The sequence below is a fragment of the Cupriavidus sp. GA3-3 genome, from assembly GCF_000389805.1.
GTDB classification, from domain to species: domain Bacteria; phylum Pseudomonadota; class Gammaproteobacteria; order Burkholderiales; family Burkholderiaceae; genus Cupriavidus; species Cupriavidus necator_D.
In genome coordinates this window covers 462,013-477,633 of record NZ_KB944461.1, presented here as the reverse complement: position 1 = coordinate 477,633, position 15,621 = coordinate 462,013, and the positions used below count along the sequence as shown (strand labels likewise).

Annotated in this window: 14 protein-coding genes; 6 read left to right on the top strand and 8 right to left on the bottom strand. The window is 68.5% G+C overall.

Annotation, left to right across the window (positions count from 1 at the left end; genetic code table 11):
• Positions 1-2 precede the first annotated feature (2 nt).
• From C265_RS04915 to C265_RS04890, 6 genes are all read right to left on the bottom strand, one after another.
• Positions 3-230 carry a sulfurtransferase TusA family protein gene (locus tag C265_RS04915; protein ID WP_010813669.1) on the bottom strand — a complete coding sequence of 76 codons (228 nt, stop codon included), beginning with the start codon at positions 228-230 and terminating at the stop codon, positions 3-5.
• 50 nt (positions 231-280) lie between these two features.
• Positions 281-865, bottom strand: a complete 585-nt coding sequence (locus C265_RS04910) for an NUDIX domain-containing protein (protein WP_010813670.1) — start codon at positions 863-865, stop codon at positions 281-283.
• Between the two features lie 45 nt (positions 866-910).
• Positions 911-1,942, bottom strand: coding sequence for a low specificity L-threonine aldolase (locus tag C265_RS04905; protein ID WP_010813671.1), 1,032 nt, complete (start codon positions 1,940-1,942; stop codon positions 911-913).
• 28 nt (positions 1,943-1,970) lie between these two features.
• Positions 1,971-2,159, bottom strand: coding sequence for a 4-oxalocrotonate tautomerase (locus tag C265_RS04900; RefSeq protein WP_010813672.1), 189 nt, complete (start codon positions 2,157-2,159; stop codon positions 1,971-1,973).
• Positions 2,160-2,211: 52 nt separating this feature from the next.
• On the bottom strand, positions 2,212-2,988 hold the full coding sequence (locus C265_RS04895; RefSeq protein WP_010813673.1) for a class II aldolase/adducin family protein: 777 nt from the start codon (positions 2,986-2,988) through the stop codon (positions 2,212-2,214).
• Between the two features lie 143 nt (positions 2,989-3,131).
• Positions 3,132-4,391, bottom strand: coding sequence for a YbfB/YjiJ family MFS transporter (locus C265_RS04890; protein ID WP_037023594.1), 1,260 nt, complete (start codon positions 4,389-4,391; stop codon positions 3,132-3,134).
• A 129-nt stretch (positions 4,392-4,520) separates the two neighbouring features.
• Here C265_RS04890 and C265_RS04885 point away from each other — a divergent pair, with 129 nt between their 5' ends.
• The 3 genes from C265_RS04885 to C265_RS04875 all read left to right on the top strand — a co-directional run bounded on the left by C265_RS04885 (position 4,521) and on the right by C265_RS04875 (position 7,786).
• The gene (locus C265_RS04885) at positions 4,521-5,414 is read left to right on the top strand and encodes a LysR family transcriptional regulator (protein WP_010813675.1); all 894 of its coding nucleotides are present in this window, start codon (positions 4,521-4,523) and stop codon (positions 5,412-5,414) included.
• Between the two features lie 102 nt (positions 5,415-5,516).
• Complete coding sequence (locus C265_RS04880) at positions 5,517-7,016, top strand: nodulation protein NfeD (protein ID WP_010813676.1); 1,500 nt, start codon at positions 5,517-5,519, stop codon at positions 7,014-7,016.
• Positions 7,017-7,018: 2 nt separating this feature from the next.
• Positions 7,019-7,786, top strand: a complete 768-nt coding sequence (locus C265_RS04875; protein WP_010813677.1) for a slipin family protein — start codon at positions 7,019-7,021, stop codon at positions 7,784-7,786.
• A 62-nt stretch (positions 7,787-7,848) separates the two neighbouring features.
• Here C265_RS04875 and alaS read toward each other — a convergent pair whose 3' ends face one another.
• The gene (gene alaS, locus C265_RS04870; RefSeq protein WP_010813678.1) at positions 7,849-10,473 is read right to left on the bottom strand and encodes an alanine--tRNA ligase; all 2,625 of its coding nucleotides are present in this window, start codon (positions 10,471-10,473) and stop codon (positions 7,849-7,851) included.
• A 298-nt stretch (positions 10,474-10,771) separates the two neighbouring features.
• On the opposite strand from alaS, the gene C265_RS04865 reads away from it, so the two are divergent.
• From C265_RS04865 to C265_RS04855, 3 genes are all read left to right on the top strand, one after another.
• Positions 10,772-11,992 (top strand): CaiB/BaiF CoA-transferase family protein, encoded by a 1,221-nt coding sequence (locus C265_RS04865; protein WP_010813679.1) that lies wholly within the window; start codon positions 10,772-10,774, stop codon positions 11,990-11,992.
• Positions 11,993-12,085: 93 nt separating this feature from the next.
• A complete protein-coding gene (locus tag C265_RS04860) occupies positions 12,086-12,541 on the top strand; it encodes a DUF2214 family protein (protein ID WP_010813680.1) in 456 nt (151 codons plus the stop codon).
• Between the two features lie 26 nt (positions 12,542-12,567).
• On the top strand, positions 12,568-13,563 hold the full coding sequence (locus C265_RS04855; protein WP_010813681.1) for a tripartite tricarboxylate transporter substrate binding protein: 996 nt from the start codon (positions 12,568-12,570) through the stop codon (positions 13,561-13,563).
• 32 nt (positions 13,564-13,595) lie between these two features.
• On the opposite strand, the gene C265_RS04850 is transcribed toward C265_RS04855, so the two are convergent.
• Entirely contained in the window at positions 13,596-15,392 is a 1,797-nt protein-coding gene (locus C265_RS04850; RefSeq protein ID WP_010813682.1) for a potassium/proton antiporter, read from the bottom strand.
• Between the last annotated feature and the right edge of the window lie 229 nt (positions 15,393-15,621).

Here is a 15,621-nt window from a genome sequence, read left to right as displayed (position 1 = left end):
CTTCAGCGGCGGCGCATGTAGAACACAAACACCTTGTCCACTTCCGAGTGCGACAGCAGCTCATTGCCGGTCTGCTTGGCAAAGGCCTGGAAATCGCGCGTGGCGCCGGGATCGGTGGCCAGCACCTTGAGCACATCGCCGCTGGCCATGTCGGCCAGGGCCTTCTTGGTGCGCAGGATCGGCAGCGGGCAGTTCAGGCCGCGCGCATCCACTTCTTTCTGGAACTCCATTCGTCTCTTCCTTCGATTCTGGGGGCTGGGCGGCTGGCCGGAGGCCAGCCTCACCAACGGTATTGTAGCGAACCCCCGACCAGGCTGAAGTCGTGCGGGCGGCGCGGGTCCGGAATGTCGGCGCCGGTCTGGCGGTCGAAGAAGCGCACCGGATAGCCGCGCGCGGCCAGCCAGTCGGCAACCGCGAAGCCGGTGCCAGCCGACCAGACGCGCACGTCCTCCGGCGCCACCAGCTTGTAGTCGGCCAGTTCCTCGGACAGCGCCACGGTGCCGGTCGCCTTGACGTGGTAGGCAATGATCAGCTCGTTCTTGCGCATGAACTCGTAGACGCCGATCAGCGACACCGACTCGGTATCGAGGTTGGTCTCTTCCTTCAGTTCGCGCGCCACGCCCAGCTCGGGCGGCTCGTCGCGCTCCAGGAAGCCCGTCACCAGCGCGAACATGGTCTCCGGCCAGGCGGCATTGCGCGCCAGCAGCAGCTTGTCCTGGTACTCCACCACCGCCGCCAGCACCGGCAGCGGGTTGTTCCAGTGCACGAAGCCGCATTCCTGCTGCACGCAGGCGTGGCGTTCGCGCCCGGACAGCGGCAGCACCTCAAGCGGCGCGCCGCACTGCGGGCAGAATCGGTATTGCATTTGGGGGCTCCTGAAGGGTCTCGTCGTTATAGGTATGGGTGCCGGTCAGGCGCCGCAAGCCGCCCGCATGTCGGCGGCCAGCGCCTCGACCGTCTGCGGCTGCAGGTCCCATGAACACATGAAACGGCAGCCGCCGGCGCCGATAAAGGTATAGAAGCGCCAGCCCCTGGCGCGCAGCGCCTCGATCGCGGGCAGCGGCAGCTCGGCGAACACGGCGTTGGACTGCGTCGGGAACATGATGCGAACGCCCGGAATATCGCTGATGCGCTGCTGCAGCAGCTGCGCCATCGCATTGGCATGGCGCGCGTTGGCGAGCCATACGTCGTTCTCGAGCAAACCCAGCCACGGCGCGGAGATAAAGCGCATCTTCGACGCCAGCTGCCCGGCCTGCTTGACGCGGTAGGCAAAGTCCTCGGCCAGGCGGCGGTCGAAAAACACCACCGCTTCGCCCACCGGCAGGCCGTTCTTGGTGCCGCCGAAGCACAGCACGTCGACGCCGGCGCGCCAGGTAATCTCGGACGGATGCACGCCCAGCGACGCCACCGCATTGGCAAAGCGCGCGCCGTCCATATGCACGCGCAGCTGGCGGCGCTTGGCGATGGCAGCGATCGCGCGCACCTCTTCCACGCTGTAGACGGTGCCGACTTCGGTCGACTGCGTCAGCGACACCACCTTGGGCTTGGGGTAATGGATATCGGAGCGGCGCGTGACCAGCGCCTCGACCGCGTCAGGCGTGAGCTTGCCGTCAGCGCCGGGCGCGGTCAGCAGCTTGGAGCCGTTGGAGAAGAACTCCGGGCCGCCGCATTCATCGGTCTCGATATGCGCCAGCTCGTGGCAGATCACCGAGTGGTACGACTGGCACAGCGCCGACAGCGCCAGCGAGTTGGCCGCCGTGCCGTTGAACACGAAGAACACTTCGCAGTCGGTCTGGAACAGGTCGCGGATACGGTCGCAGACCTTCTGCGTCCAGGAATCGTCGCCGTAGGCCTGCTCATGGCCGCTGGCGTTGGCTTCCAGGAAATACTTGAGCGATTCCGGGCAGAAGCCGGCGTAGTTGTCAGAGGCGAAGTGCTGCATGGTGTTCAGTGTGGGGCTGAATGGAGCCTTACTTCTTGTCGGCCCACAGCTCGCCGCCGGTGGCCCAGTTCTCGCGCTTGATGTCGGTGATGATGATGTCGACGGCGGAGGCCGAGCAGCCCAGGGTCTCGCAGCTGACGCGCGTCACTTCCTCGACAAACTTGCGCTTCTGCTCGATGGTACGGCCTTCAAACATTTCGACGTGGAAAGTCGGCATGCAATGCTCCTTTGATGAATGTGATTGAGTCGCGGCGGGAAATCGATCCCGCTCAGTCCCGGTATGAAGGATCGATTCTATCCAGTTTGCGCAGCAGCGCGGGCCACTCCATCACGCCTTCGACGGCGCCGTTGTCGTAGAGCTGCTCCGAGGTCTTGTCCGCCACGGCCGCGCCTGGCTGCACCAGCGCACCGCCCGCCTGTGCGGCAATCTGGACCTCGCAGGCCTTGATCAGCGTCGCCATCAGCACATAGGCCTCGGCCACGGTGCGGCCCACCGTCAGCGTGCCGTGGTTGCGCAACAGCATGGCGGGATGCCCACCCAGCGATGCGGTCAGCCGCGCGCCTTCGGCCGGGGTGAAGGCCAGGCCTTCGTAGTCGTGGTAGGCCATGCGGCCGTGGAAGCGCATCGCGTGCTGCGACAGCGGCAGCAGCCCGGCGGCCTGCGCCGATACGGCAATGCCGGCGGTGTTATGCAGGTGCATCACGCACATCGCGTCGGCGCGCGCCGCATGCACCGCGGCGTGCAGCGCAAAGCCGGTCACATTGACCGGATGCACGGTCGCGCCGACGACCTCGCCGCGGCCGTTGATCTTGACCAGGTCGCTGGCGCGGATCTCGTCGAAGGCAAAGCCGAAGGGGTTGATCAGGAAGTGGTCGGACTCGCCCGGCACCGTGGCGGAGATATGGGTGTAGATCAGGTCATCCCAGCCCTCGCGCGCGGCCAGGCGGTAGGCGGCGGCCAGGTCGACGCGCACACGCTGTTCTTCGGCGGAAACGGGCCGGATGGGGGCACCCGCGGCACGCGCGGGCTGCAAGGCAAAAGACATGGGGTCGCTCCTGCGCCGCCCGGTCTCGCGTGCCGGGTACGGCCCCGGCCTTCTGTGCCGCGCCACGGGCTGCACGCCAGGCGCGGCAGCCGCTCGCGTGGCGCGCCAGGCGGCAAAGGCAATACTTTAGCGCACCTTGCCGATCAGCTCCGGGCAGCCGCCAGCGGCCAGGCGCGGCACATCCAGGCGAACACCAGCGCGCCGAGCAGCAGCGCCGCCGCCGCGCACGCCAGCGAGCCGGCAAAGCCGCCGGTGCGCGCCACCAGCGCGGTTGCCAGCGGCGGCCCGGCGATCTGGCCCAGGCCGTAGGACGCCGTCATCAGGCCCATCAGCCGCGCCGCTTGCGGCCCCCACAGGCGCCGCGCCTCGCGCATCGCAAACGCCACCAGCGCGGTGAACGGCAGCCCCGCCAGCAGGCTGCTGAGGGCAAAGCCGGCCACGGTCGGGAACACCACCGCGATCGCCACGCCCAGCGCCTGCATGCCGTACAGCAGCGTCAACAGCTTGCGGTTGTCGTGCGCCATGCCGACCCGCGTGACCAGGAACGCGCCCACCGTCACGCCCGCGCCGAAGATCGGCCAGAACAGGTCGGCCCAGACCGTGCCAGGCAGCGCCTCGCGCGCAATCACCGGCAGGAAGGTCGCGGTGATGATGTAGCCGAAGCCGGCCAGGCCGTAGGCAAAGGTCAGCGCCCAGGTCTGGGCATCGAGCCGCGCGGCGCCGGTGTCGGCTGCCGCCGGGGATGCCGCCGCCGTCGCCGTCATCGGCACAGCCGGCTGCGCGACGAAGATCCGCCAGACCGCCGCCACCAGCACCACCGCCAGCGCCGTGAACGCGAGCCAGCCATAGTCCGCATGCCAGCCCGCACCGACCATGCCGGATGCACCCAGCCCAGTGACCACGATGCCCAGCCCCGGCCCGCAGAAGATCAGCCCGGCGAGTTCCGGCTTGCCCAGTTCCGCCAACCGCTGCAGGCACCACCCCGCGGTGTAGACCATCACCACGGCGCTGGCCACGCCCGCGGCGGCGCGCCACAGCGACCATGCCGCCATGCCGCCCGGCAGGGCCATGCCCAGCGTCAGCAGCATCGTTGCGGCCAGGCCCCAGCGCACCATGCGCACCGCGTCGGGCCGGATGAACATGCACACTGCGGCGCCGGCGAAGTAGCCGATGTAGTTGACCGTGGCCAGCCAGCCGCCCTGATCCAGCGTGACGGTGCCGTCATGCAGCATCATCGGCAGCAGCGGCGTAAAGGCAAAGCGGCCGATGCCCATCACCACCGCCAGCGATACCAGGCCGGCCATGGCCACCGCCACCGCGCCGGCTTCGCGCCGTGCCGACGCCCGGGTGGCCACGCGCGCAGCGGCGGGATGTTCAGGGTCGAGGCTGTGGGGGTTCGGCATGGCTGGAGGCTGGCGGGGCAGCGGTTGCATTGCGATGCCTGTATGCTACGCTGGCTTCATCATTCCAAAAAATGAATTATCAAGATGTCAGGCATCTTGATAAGAGATAAATAGCCTCAGGAGTCCCGCATGGACCTTGCCGCCCTCGAGATCTTCCGCGCCGTCGTCGAAGCCGGCGGCATCACCCGTGCGGCCGAGCGGCTGCACCGGGTGCAGTCCAATGTCACCACGCGCATCCGCCAGCTGGAGCAGTCGCTCGGGGTCGACCTGTTCGTGCGCGACGGCCGGCGCATGGTGCTGACGCCTTCCGGGCAGACCCTGTTCGACTATGCCTGCCGCATCCTCAGCATGACCGAAGAGGCACGCCAGGCGGTGCTGCCGGCGCGGCCGCACGGCCGGCTGCGCATTGCCTCGATGGAGAGCACCGCCGCCAGCCGCCTGCCCAATGTGCTGGCCGCGTACCACCAGGCCTGGCCCGCGGTGCAGCTGGAGCTGGTGACGCTGGCCACGCGCCAGGCGCTGGATGCGCTGGCGCGCTTCGAAGTCGAATGCGCCTTTGTCGCCGAGCCGCTGACCGACCCGGCACTGAGCGCCGTCCCGGTGTTCGAGGAAGAGCTGGTGGTGATCACGCGCGCCCGCCATCGCCCGGTGCGCACCGCGGCCGACCTGGAGGTGCCGACGCTGCTGGCGTTCGAGCCCGGCTGCAACTACCGCGCCCGGCTCGAGAACTGGTATGTGATCGGCGATGCGCCGACGCCGCGCGTGCTGCAGCTGAGCTCGTACCATGCCATCGTCGCCTGCGTCGCGGCCGGCATCGGCGCGGCGATCGTGCCGCGCTCGGTGCTGGGGCTGTACCGCGACCTGCCCGCCATCCGCCAGCACAGCCTGGGCGCGGCCGGCCGCGTGCGCACGCTGCTGGCCTGGCATCCGTCCATGGCCAGCGCGGCCTTGCATGCGCTGATCGACACGCTCACCGCCCACTCACCCGGCCCCTCGGCCAGGCCGGACCTGGCGGCGGCCTGAGCGCCCGGCGCGCGGGCCCGAGGCAGCCCGCGTGCAAGATGTGCCCGGTGGCCTACACTTGAAGTGGCGCCATCACGGCACCTTGCGTGCCCCGCCCCTCTCATGAAACCTGCCACCGCGCTGCTGCGGGCCCTTCGGCCGATGTCCGGCCGGCTGCTGGCCGGCCTGGCGCTGGCGTGCGGCGCCGTTGCCCTCGCCGGCCCAGGTGCCCGTGCGGCGCCGCCCTCCGGCGCCTCGGCGCCTGCCGCCACCGTCACGACCACGGCAACCGCGCCGGTCTACGTGATTCCGCTCAAGGGTGCGGTCAGCCCCGCCAGCGCCAGCTTTATCCTGCGCAGCATGGAACGCGCGCGCGCGGGCGGCGCCCAGCTGGTGGTGCTGGAAATGGACACCCCGGGCGGGCTGGACGCGTCCATGCGCGAGATCATCCAGGCCATCCTGGCCTCGCCGATACCGGTGGCCAGCTACGTCTATCCCGGCGGCGCGCGCGCGGCCAGTGCCGGCACCTACATCCTCTACGCCAGCCACATCGCGGCAATGGCGCCGGGCACCAACCTGGGCGCGGCCACCCCGGTGCAGGTCGGCATTGGCGGGCCGCAGAAGCCAGAGGCCCTGCCCGGCGCCAAGCCCGCCTCCGCCCCCGCCAGCGAGCCAGCGCGGGCCGACGCGATGGAACGCAAGCAAATGCACGATGCTTCGGCCTATATCCGCGGCCTGGCCCAGCTGCGCGGACGCAATGCCGAGTGGGCCGAACGCGCGGTGCGCGAATCGGTCAGCCTGTCGGCCGACGAGGCCCTGGCCCAGCGCGTGGTCGACCTGGTCGCCCCCGACCTGCCCGCGCTGTTGCGCCAGGTTGAAGGCCGCACGATCACCGCTGCCGGCGGCAAGGCCGGCGTGCTGCACACCGCCAATGCGCCGGTGGTCACGCTGGAACCCGACTGGCGCAACCGCTTCCTGGCCGTGATCACCGAGCCCAGCGTGGCGCTGCTGCTGCTGATGATCGGCATCTACGGCCTGATCTTCGAATTCTCCACGCCGGGCATGGTGGTGCCCGGCATTGCCGGCGCGATCTGCCTGCTGGTGGCGCTGTTCGCGCTGCACATGCTGCCCGTGAACTACGCCGGGCTGGCGCTGGTGGCGCTCGGCATCGGCTGCATGGTGGCGGAGCTGTTCCTGCCGACCTTCGGCGCGCTGGGCGTGGGCGGCATCATCGCCTTTGCCTTTGGCGCGGTGATGCTGATCGACACCGACGTGCCGGGCTTCGGCGTGCCGCTGCCGATGGTGGCGGCGATGTCAGCGCTGTCCGCGATTTTCGTGTTCGGCATGTCGGCGATGCTGGTGCGCTCGCGCAAGCGCCCGGTGGTCAGCGGTGCCGACACCCTGGTCGGCGCCCGCGGCGAAATGCTGGACGACCTGCGCGAGGAAGGCTGGGCCACGGTGCGCGGCGAGACCTGGCGCGTGCACAGCGCCAGCTCCTTGCCGCGCGGCACGCCGGTGGTCGTCACCGCGCGCAAGGGCCTGGTGCTCGAGGTGATCGCCGCCGGCAACGCCCCGCTTGTCCCGACAACTCCACCCCAACCGACGCCAGACAAGGGAGCCTGACCATGGCCTACGGATTCAGCTTCGGCGGTTTGATCTTCCTGCTGGCACTGCTGGTGATCACCTCGTTCCGCGTGCTGCGCGAATACGAACGCGGCGTGGTGTTCATGCTCGGACGCTTCTGGCGGGTCAAGGGCCCGGGCCTGGTGCTGCTGATCCCCGCCGTGCAGCAGATGGTCAGGGTGGACCTGCGCACGGTGGTGATGGACGTGCCGCCGCAGGATGTGATTTCGCGCGACAACGTCTCGGTGAAGGTCAATGCGGTGGTGTACTTCCGCGTGGTCGATCCGGAACGCGCCATCATCCAGGTGGCGAACTTCCTGGAAGCCACCAGCCAGCTGGCGCAGACCACGCTGCGCTCGGTGCTGGGCAAGCACGAGCTGGACGAGATGCTGGCCGAGCGCGAGAAGCTCAACCTCGACATCCAGCAGGCGCTGGACGCCCAGACCGACGCCTGGGGCATCAAGGTCTCGAACGTCGAGATCAAGCATGTCGACCTCAACGAAACCATGATCCGCGCGATTGCGCGGCAGGCCGAGGCCGAACGCGAGCGGCGCGCCAAGGTGATCCATGCCGAGGGCGAACTGCAGGCTTCGGAGAAACTGCTGGAAGCGGCCCAGATGCTGGCGCGCGAGCCGCAGGCCATGCAACTGCGCTACCTGCAGACGCTGACACAGATTGCAGGGGACAAGAGTTCCACCATCGTCTTCCCGCTGCCGATCGACATTCTCAACCGGCTCGCCGGCAAGCCGCCCGGCGACGAGCGCCCATAGAAAATGGCGCCGAAGCGCCATTAGCAGTTGCCGGGTCTGAGGGGGTTGCCCCCCTCAGCCACTCAGACCTTGGTCGCCACCCACTCGCCGACACCAGCCAGCGCCTGCGGCAGCTTGGCCGGCTCGGTGCCGCCAGCCTGGGCCATGTCGGGACGGCCACCACCCTTGCCGCCCACCTGCTGCGCGACAAAGTTGACCAGCTCGCCGGCCTTGACCTTGCCCGTGGCATCGGCGGTGACACCAGCGATCAGGCTGACCTTGCCGTCGGACACCGCACCCAGCACGATGGCCGCACTCTTCAGCTTGTCCTTGAGCTTGTCCATGGTCTCGCGCAGGGTCTTGACGTCGGCGCCGTCCAGTTGCGCGGCCAGCACCTTCAGGCCCTTGATGTCGACCGCCTGCGCGGCCAGCTCGTCGCCCTGCGAGGCGGCCAGCTTGCTCTTCAGGCGTTCCAGCTCCTTCTCCAGCGCGCGCACCTGGTCCTGCACCTGGCCGATGCGCGGCACCAGCTCCGACGGCTGGGCCTTCAGCACGGCGGCGGCTTCGTTCAGCCTGGCGTCCAGGCCCTGCAGGTAGTGCAGCGCGTTGTCGCCGGTAATGGCTTCCACGCGGCGGATGCCGGCGGCAACGCCGCCTTCCACCACGATCTTGAACAGGCCGATGTCGCCGGTGCGGTGCACGTGGGTGCCGCCGCACAGTTCCTTTGAGGTGCCGATTGACAGCACGCGCACGTCGTCGGCGTACTTCTCGCCGAACAGTGCCATCGCGCCGCTCTTGACCGCGTCGTCGAACGGCATGATCTCGGCATGCGTGTCGTCGTTGCGCAGGATCTCGGCATTGACGATCTCTTCCACGCGGCGGATCTGCTCGTCGGTCAGCGCCGCGTTGTGCGAGAAGTCGAAGCGGGTCTTGTCCGCATCCACCAGCGAGCCCTTCTGCTGCACGTGGCTGCCCAGCACTTCACGCAGGGCCTTGTGCATCAGGTGGGTGGCCGAGTGGTTGCGCACGGTGCGCGCACGGCGCTGCGCGTCGACCTGGGCCGACACGGCATCGCCCACCTTGAGTGCGCCGCCTTCCAGCGTGCCCTGGTGGCCGAACACGTCGGCCTGGATCTTGGTGGTGTCAGTCACGGCGAAGACGGCATTGCCTGCCTTCAGCACGCCCTGGTCGCCGGCCTGGCCGCCGGACTCGGCGTAGAACGGGGTGTTGTCGAGCACCACCACGCCGGTCTGGCCCGGCTGCATGGCGTTCACGGCGGCGCCGTCCACATACAGCGCGGTGACCCTGGCTTGCGGCAGTTCCAGCTTCTCGTAGCCGTGGAACACGGTCTTGTCGCCGGTGTACTCCAGGCCGGCGGCCATCTTGAACTTGCCGGCGGCGCGCGCCTGCTCGCGCTGGCGGTTCATGGCCGCGTCGAAGGCGGCCTCGTCCACGCCGATTTCCTGCTCGCGGCACACGTCCTGCGTCAGGTCCAGCGGGAAGCCGAAGGTGTCGTGCAGCTTGAACGCCAGTTCGCCGTCCAGCGTCTTGCCGCCCTTGAGCTTCAGGTCGGCCAGTGCGGCGTCAAGGATCGACATGCCGTTCTCGATGGTCTCGAAGAAGCGCTCTTCCTCGGCCTTCAGCACTTCGGTCACGCGCGACTGGGCTTCAGCCAGTTCGGGATAAGCCTGGCCCATCTGCTCGACCAGATCGGCCACCATCTTGTGGAAGAACGGGGTCTTCTGGCCCAGCTTGTAGCCATGGCGGATGGCGCGGCGGATGATCCGGCGCAGCACGTAGCCGCGGCCTTCGTTGCCGGGGATCACGCCGTCGACGATCAGAAACGAGCACGCGCGGATATGGTCGGCGATGACCTTGAGCGAGTTCTGGTTCAGGTTGTCGATATGGGTTTCACGCGCGGCGGCCTTGATCAGCGCCTGGAACAGGTCGATCTCATAGTTGCTGTGCACGTGCTGCAGCACCGCGGCAATGCGCTCCAGGCCCATGCCGGTGTCCACGCACGGCTTGGGCAGCGGCGTCATATTGCCCTGCTCGTCGCGGTTGAACTGCATGAACACCAGGTTCCACACCTCGATGTAGCGGTCGCCGTCTTCCTCGGGCGATCCCGGCGGGCCGCCCCACACGTCCGGGCCGTGGTCGTAGAAGATTTCCGAGCACGGGCCGCACGGGCCGGTGTCGGCCATCTGCCAGAAGTTGTCCGAGGCGTAGCGCGCGCCCTTGTTGTCGCCGATGCGCACGATACGCTCGGCCGGCACGCCCACTTCCTTGGCCCAGATGTCGTAGGCCTCGTCGTCTTCCGCGTAGACCGTCACCCACAGCTTCTCGGCCGGCAGCTGGTAGGTCTTGGTCAGCAGTTCCCACGCGTACAGGATGGCATCGCGCTTGAAGTAGTCGCCAAACGAGAAGTTGCCCAGCATCTCGAAGAACGTATGGTGGCGCGCGGTGTAGCCCACGTTCTCGAGGTCATTGTGCTTGCCGCCGGCGCGCACCGAGCGCTGCGCCGAGGTGGCGCGGGTGTACGGGCGCTTGTCGGTGCCCAGGAACACGTCCTTGAACTGCACCATGCCGGAGTTGGTGAACAGCAGCGTCGGGTCGTTCGCCGGCACCAGGCTGGACGAGCGGACCACGGTATGGCCCTTCGATTCGAAGAACTGCAGGAACTTGCTGCGAATGTCTGAGACTTTCATGGGATGGCGGACGCTTGCCCTGGCGTGGCCGGGCGCGACGAATCAGTATTGGATTTGCAAACCGTTGATTATACGGGCAAGGCAGCCTGCCGGGCACGTCAGGCATGGCGCCGGGGAGCCGGCCGGCTATCGCCCAAATCCCATCGCCACAAGCGCCTTATAAAGCACCCAAAGCCGCACCGGCGATTTGCCGGTGGTACATTGCAGGCAACCCGTGCTGGCCCCTGTTTGCAGGGGCGCGCCGACCCCTCGCCGTTGCGACCGATCCCCCGCCTTACCCACTGCATTGACTACCGCCATGGGAGCTTTAAGCCATCTCCGCGTCCTCGACCTGACCCGCGTCCTTGCCGGGCCGTGGTGCGCCCAGAACCTTGCCGATTTCGGCGCCGACGTGATCAAGATCGAGCGCCCCGGCGCCGGCGACGATACCCGCACCTGGGGCCCGCCCTGGCTCAGGGACGAGGACGGCCGCGACACCGCCGAAGCCGCCTACTACCTGGCCGCCAACCGCAACAAGCGCTCCGTGACCTGCGACATCAGCACGCCGGAAGGCCAGCAGATCGTGCGCGAGCTGGCGGCGCAGAGCGACGTGGTGCTGGAGAACTACAAGGTAGGCCAGCTCAGGAAGTACGGTCTGGACTATGAGTCGCTCAGGCAGGTCAAGCCCGACCTGATCTACTGCTCGGTCACCGGCTTCGGCCAGACCGGGCCGTACGCCGCGCGCCCGGGCTATGACTTCATCATCCAGGGCATGGGCGGCTTCATGAGCCTGACCGGCGAGCGCGACGACCTGCCCGGCGGCGGCCCGCAGAAGGCCGGCGTGGCCATTTCCGACCTGATGACCGGCCAGTACGCCACCATCGCCGTGCTGGCGGCGCTGGCGCACCGCGACCGCACCGGCGAGGGCCAGTACATCGACATGGCCCTGCTGGACGTGCAGGTGGCGATGCTGGCCAACATGAACACCAACTACCTGGCCAGCGGCCAGGCGCCGCGCCGCTGGGGCAATGCGCACCCCAATATCGTCCCCTACCAGACCTTCCAGGCCGCCGATGGCTGGATCATCGTGGCGGTGGGCAACGACGGGCAGTTCCGCAAGTTCGTCACCGACGGCGGCAAGCCCGAGCTGGCCGACGACCCGCGCTTTGCCACCAACCCGCAGCGCGTGGCCAACCGCGACGTGCTGGTGCCGATCCTGGCCGAGATGGTGCGCCCGCGCACCCGCGCCCAGTGGATCCGCGACCTGGAGGCCGCCGGCGTGCCGTGCGGCCCGATCAACACCCTCGACGACGTGTTCGAGGACGACCAGGTCAAGGCGCGCGGCCTGCGCGTGGACCTGCCCCACCCCAGCGCCGGCGAGGTCAGGCTGGTGGGCAGCCCGATCAAGATGAGCGCCACGCCGCCGCAGGCACTGCGCCACCCGCCGCTGCTGGGCGAGCACACCGACACGGTGCTGGCCGAGACGCTGGGCTACGGCCCTGAGCAGATCGAAGCGCTGCGTGCAAAGGGTGTGCTGTAAGATTCTCCTCCTGCCGGCGGGCGGCCCTGGTGCCCCGCCGGTGCCTTCCCGAAGCAGTTCAGTCCCCACTGAAGCAAAGGCAAAGGAGAATCCATGCTGACCGACGCCATACTGTCCTTCCTGCATTTCCTTGCGATCTTCGTCCTGATCACCCTGATGGCCGCCGAGGCCGTGGTGCTGCGCCCGGAAATCACGCCGGCCGCGGTGCGGCGCCTGTCGCTGTACGACCTGTTCTATTTCCTGTCGGCGATGGTGGTGCTGGGCACCGGCCTGCTGCGCCTGTTCTACGGCGCCAAGGGCGCCGACTTCTACCTGCACAACCCGTGGTTCCATGCCAAGGTGGGCGTGTTCGTGCTGATCGCGCTGTGCTCGCTGCCGCCGACCTTCGCCATCGCGCGCTGGCGCAAGCAGGCGCGCCGGCTGCCGGATTACGTGCCGCCACCGTCCGAGTTGAAGGCCGCCCGCCGCTGGGTGATGATCGAAGCCCACATGGTGATCCTGCTGCCGCTGTGCGCGGTCATGATGGCGCGGGGCATCGGCGCCAGATAAGAATCCCAATCCCTGAAGTCCGAAACATGCTGAAGAAACTGCTTGCCGCCGCGCTGACCGCGGCCCTGCTGCCCGCCGCCGCCGTGGCGGCCACCAATGCCTACCCGACCAAGCCGGTCCGCTTCGTGGTGCCCTACCCCGCCGGCGGCCCGCTCGACACCGTCGCGCGCGCCATCGGCGAGAAGCTGCGCGACAGCCTGGGCCAGCCGGTGGTGGTCGAGAACAAGCCCGGCGCGGGCGGCAACCTGGGCGCGGACTACGTCGCCAAGCAGCCGGCCGACGGCTACACCATCGTCATGGGCGCGGTGGCCACGCACGCCATCAACCCGACGCTGTTCAGCAAGATGCCGTACGACCCGGTCAAGGACTTCGCGCCGATCACGCTGGTGGCCGACGTCCCCAACGTGCTGGTGATGCACCCGGGCAAGGCCGCCGACCTGCATATCAACAATGTGCGCGACCTGGTCGCGTACGCGCGCAAGAATCCGGGCAAGCTGGATTACGCCTCGGGCGGCAACGGCAGCGCCGGCCACCTGTCGGGCGAGCTGTTCAAGAGCATGGCGAAGGTCAGCATGGTCCATATCCCGTACAACGGCGCCGCACCGGCGCAGCTGTCGGTGCTGTCGGGCCAGACCGACCTGATCTTCGACAACCTGGCTTCGGCCTCGGCCAATATCAAGGCGGGCAAGCTGAAGGCCTTTGCGGTCACCACCGCCAGCCGCGCCGCGGCCTTCCCGGAACTGCCGACCATCGCGGAAGCCGGCAAGGGGCTGGGCCTGGAAGGCTTCGACATCTCGACGTGGTTCGGCGTGTTCGCGCCGGCCAACACCCCGCGCGAGATCGTCGAGCGGCTTAACCATGAGATCGTGGCAATCCTGAAGACCGACGAGATGAAGGCACGCCTGGCCCGCATCGGCGCACAGCCGGCACCGACCACGCCCGAGCAGTTCGCGGCGCTGATCCAGCGCGAGCTGAAGAAATACGCGCAGATCGTGAAGGTATCCGGGGCGAAGGTGGATTGAAAACAAGGCGGCCATGGCCGCCTTTTTTGTCATTACTCGGCCTCGGCGCCCTCCCCGCCCCGCTCTGCCCCGTCCTTGCGCCGGCGCGGCCATAGCCGCCCGCCCGAATCCCCGTCCAGCCGCGGCAGCAGCAACCCCACCTGCAGGATCTGCGCGCCTTCCATGCGCGTCACCGTCAGCGGCAGGCCGGCGATCGCGACACTGTCGCCTTCCACCGGCGGCGAGGTGAAGGCCCGCTGCATCGCCGCTTCCAGCGTCAGCGGCTCCTCTTCCGGGGTCAGCGCGCGCGTGCCGTACAGCGCCGCGACGTCGCGCAGCAGCGCATCACCCGACATCAGGAAATCATGCGAGGCCTGCTCCCAGGTAGGCGCGCGGCCCGGTGCCTGGAACAGCGCCGACAGCATCGGCAGGGTCGTCACCGGCGCCAGCACCGAGACGCTGTCGCCGGCGCGCAGCACGGTCTGATCCAGCGCCGCCAGCGCATCGTCGCGCGCCACCGTCAGCAGCCGGCAGCGCGGCGGCAGCTCCAGCTGGTCGGCGCGCACGTTCTCCACGGGCGCATTGGGCCCCACCTCGAACTGCATCACCTCCAGGATCGGCGCGCGCGTGCCGCGCAGGCGCGAACGCGCCAGCGGCTCGGGGTAGCCGGGGCGCCGCACGCGCGCCAGGCGCGCCGCCACCGACACCGTGGTGCCCTGGAACAGCAGGCTGGCCAGCACCACGGCAAAGGCGATGCGGAACAGCAGCCCCGATTGCGGCACCTCGCGCAGCAGCGGAAACAGCGCCAGTACGATCGGCACCGCGCCGCGCAGGCCCATCCACGCGATAAAGCCGGTCTCGCGCGCATTGAAGCGGAACGGCAGCAGCGCCAGCCACACCGCCACCGGCCGCGCCACCAGCATCAGGAAGGCCGCCACCGCCACCGCCGGACCGGCCACCTCCCAGATCCGGTGCGGCGACACCAGCAGGCCCAGCAGCAGGAACATGGCCGACTGCGCCAGCCAGGCCATGCCGTCCATGGCGCGCATGGTGTCCGGCGTCACCGCGCGCTCGCGGTTACCGATCAGCATGCCGGTCAGGTACACCGCCAGGAAACCGCTGCCGCCGGCGCTCTGCACCAGCGCGAACACCATGGCGCCGCCCGAGCACAGCAGGATCGCCTGCAGCCCTTCGGCCACGCGGATGCGCTCCAGCACGCGGGCCAGGCAATAGCCGAGCGCCAGGCCGAGCACGCCGCCCACGCCGAACTGCACCAGCAGCCGCGTGACCAGGCCCAGCGGCGTCAGGCCGTCAGGCGCGGTCAGCCATTCGATCAGCGTCAGGGTCAGGAAGATCGCCATCGGGTCGTTGATGCCGGACTCGATCTCGAGCACGCTCGCCACCCGCTCCTTCAGCCGGATGCCGCTGCTATTGAGCATCGAGAACACCGCGGCCGCGTCGGTCGAGCCGACGATGGCACCAAGCAGCAGCCCGAGCCTCCAGTCGATGCCCAGCAGCCACGCGGCGAACACGCCGACCAGCGCTGCCGTCACCAGCACCCCCACGGTCGCCAGCGACAGCGAAGGTTTCAGCGCCACCCGGAAGGTGGCAAAGCGCGTGCGCAGCCCGCCATCGAGCAGGATCACCGCCAGCGCCAGGTTGCCGACCAGGAAGCTGAGCCAGGTATCGGAGAAACGTATGCCGCCCGGCCCGTCCACGCCGGCCAGCATGCCCACGGCCAGGAAGACCAGCAGGAACGGCACGCCCAGGCGTGCCGAGAAAGCCCCCAGCACGATGCCCAGCGACATCACGACGGCGCCGATCAGAATGATGTGGTCAATGCTCTCCAAACCGCTCCTCGCGTTGCGTAGTGGTTCCTTGCGGAACCTTTCAAACCTTTCAGCGGCGGGTAGCGCCGCGCGGCGCAAGACCGCCCCGGATAATAGCGCAGCGACTGGCGCCACGGCCCGCCAACCCGCTCCCAGCTTGGCTTGGCGGCACTTTTAAGCGCTCTTTCACTAGGGGATACCCTCAGCATGACCCTGTTTGCAGACATCTGAAAGGTAGCTGAAAGGTCGC

Coding starts and splice junctions, on each gene's coding strand:
- C265_RS04890 (WP_037023594.1), bottom strand. CDS start 4,391: ATGCCGAACCCCCACAGCCTCGACCCTGAACATCCCGCCGCTGCGCGC.
- C265_RS04905 (WP_010813671.1), bottom strand. CDS start 1,942: ATGCAGCACTTCGCCTCTGACAACTACGCCGGCTTCTGCCCGGAATCG.
- C265_RS04915 (WP_010813669.1), bottom strand. CDS start 230: ATGGAGTTCCAGAAAGAAGTGGATGCGCGCGGCCTGAACTGCCCGCTG.
- C265_RS04875 (WP_010813677.1), top strand. CDS start 7,019: ATGGCCTACGGATTCAGCTTCGGCGGTTTGATCTTCCTGCTGGCACTG.
- C265_RS04880 (WP_010813676.1), top strand. CDS start 5,517: ATGAAACCTGCCACCGCGCTGCTGCGGGCCCTTCGGCCGATGTCCGGC.
- C265_RS04885 (WP_010813675.1), top strand. CDS start 4,521: ATGGACCTTGCCGCCCTCGAGATCTTCCGCGCCGTCGTCGAAGCCGGC.
- C265_RS04860 (WP_010813680.1), top strand. CDS start 12,086: ATGCTGACCGACGCCATACTGTCCTTCCTGCATTTCCTTGCGATCTTC.
- C265_RS04895 (WP_010813673.1), bottom strand. CDS start 2,988: ATGTCTTTTGCCTTGCAGCCCGCGCGTGCCGCGGGTGCCCCCATCCGG.
- C265_RS04900 (WP_010813672.1), bottom strand. CDS start 2,159: ATGCCGACTTTCCACGTCGAAATGTTTGAAGGCCGTACCATCGAGCAG.
- C265_RS04855 (WP_010813681.1), top strand. CDS start 12,568: ATGCTGAAGAAACTGCTTGCCGCCGCGCTGACCGCGGCCCTGCTGCCC.
- C265_RS04910 (WP_010813670.1), bottom strand. CDS start 865: ATGCAATACCGATTCTGCCCGCAGTGCGGCGCGCCGCTTGAGGTGCTG.
- alaS (WP_010813678.1), bottom strand. CDS start 10,473: ATGAAAGTCTCAGACATTCGCAGCAAGTTCCTGCAGTTCTTCGAATCG.
- C265_RS04865 (WP_010813679.1), top strand. CDS start 10,772: ATGGGAGCTTTAAGCCATCTCCGCGTCCTCGACCTGACCCGCGTCCTT.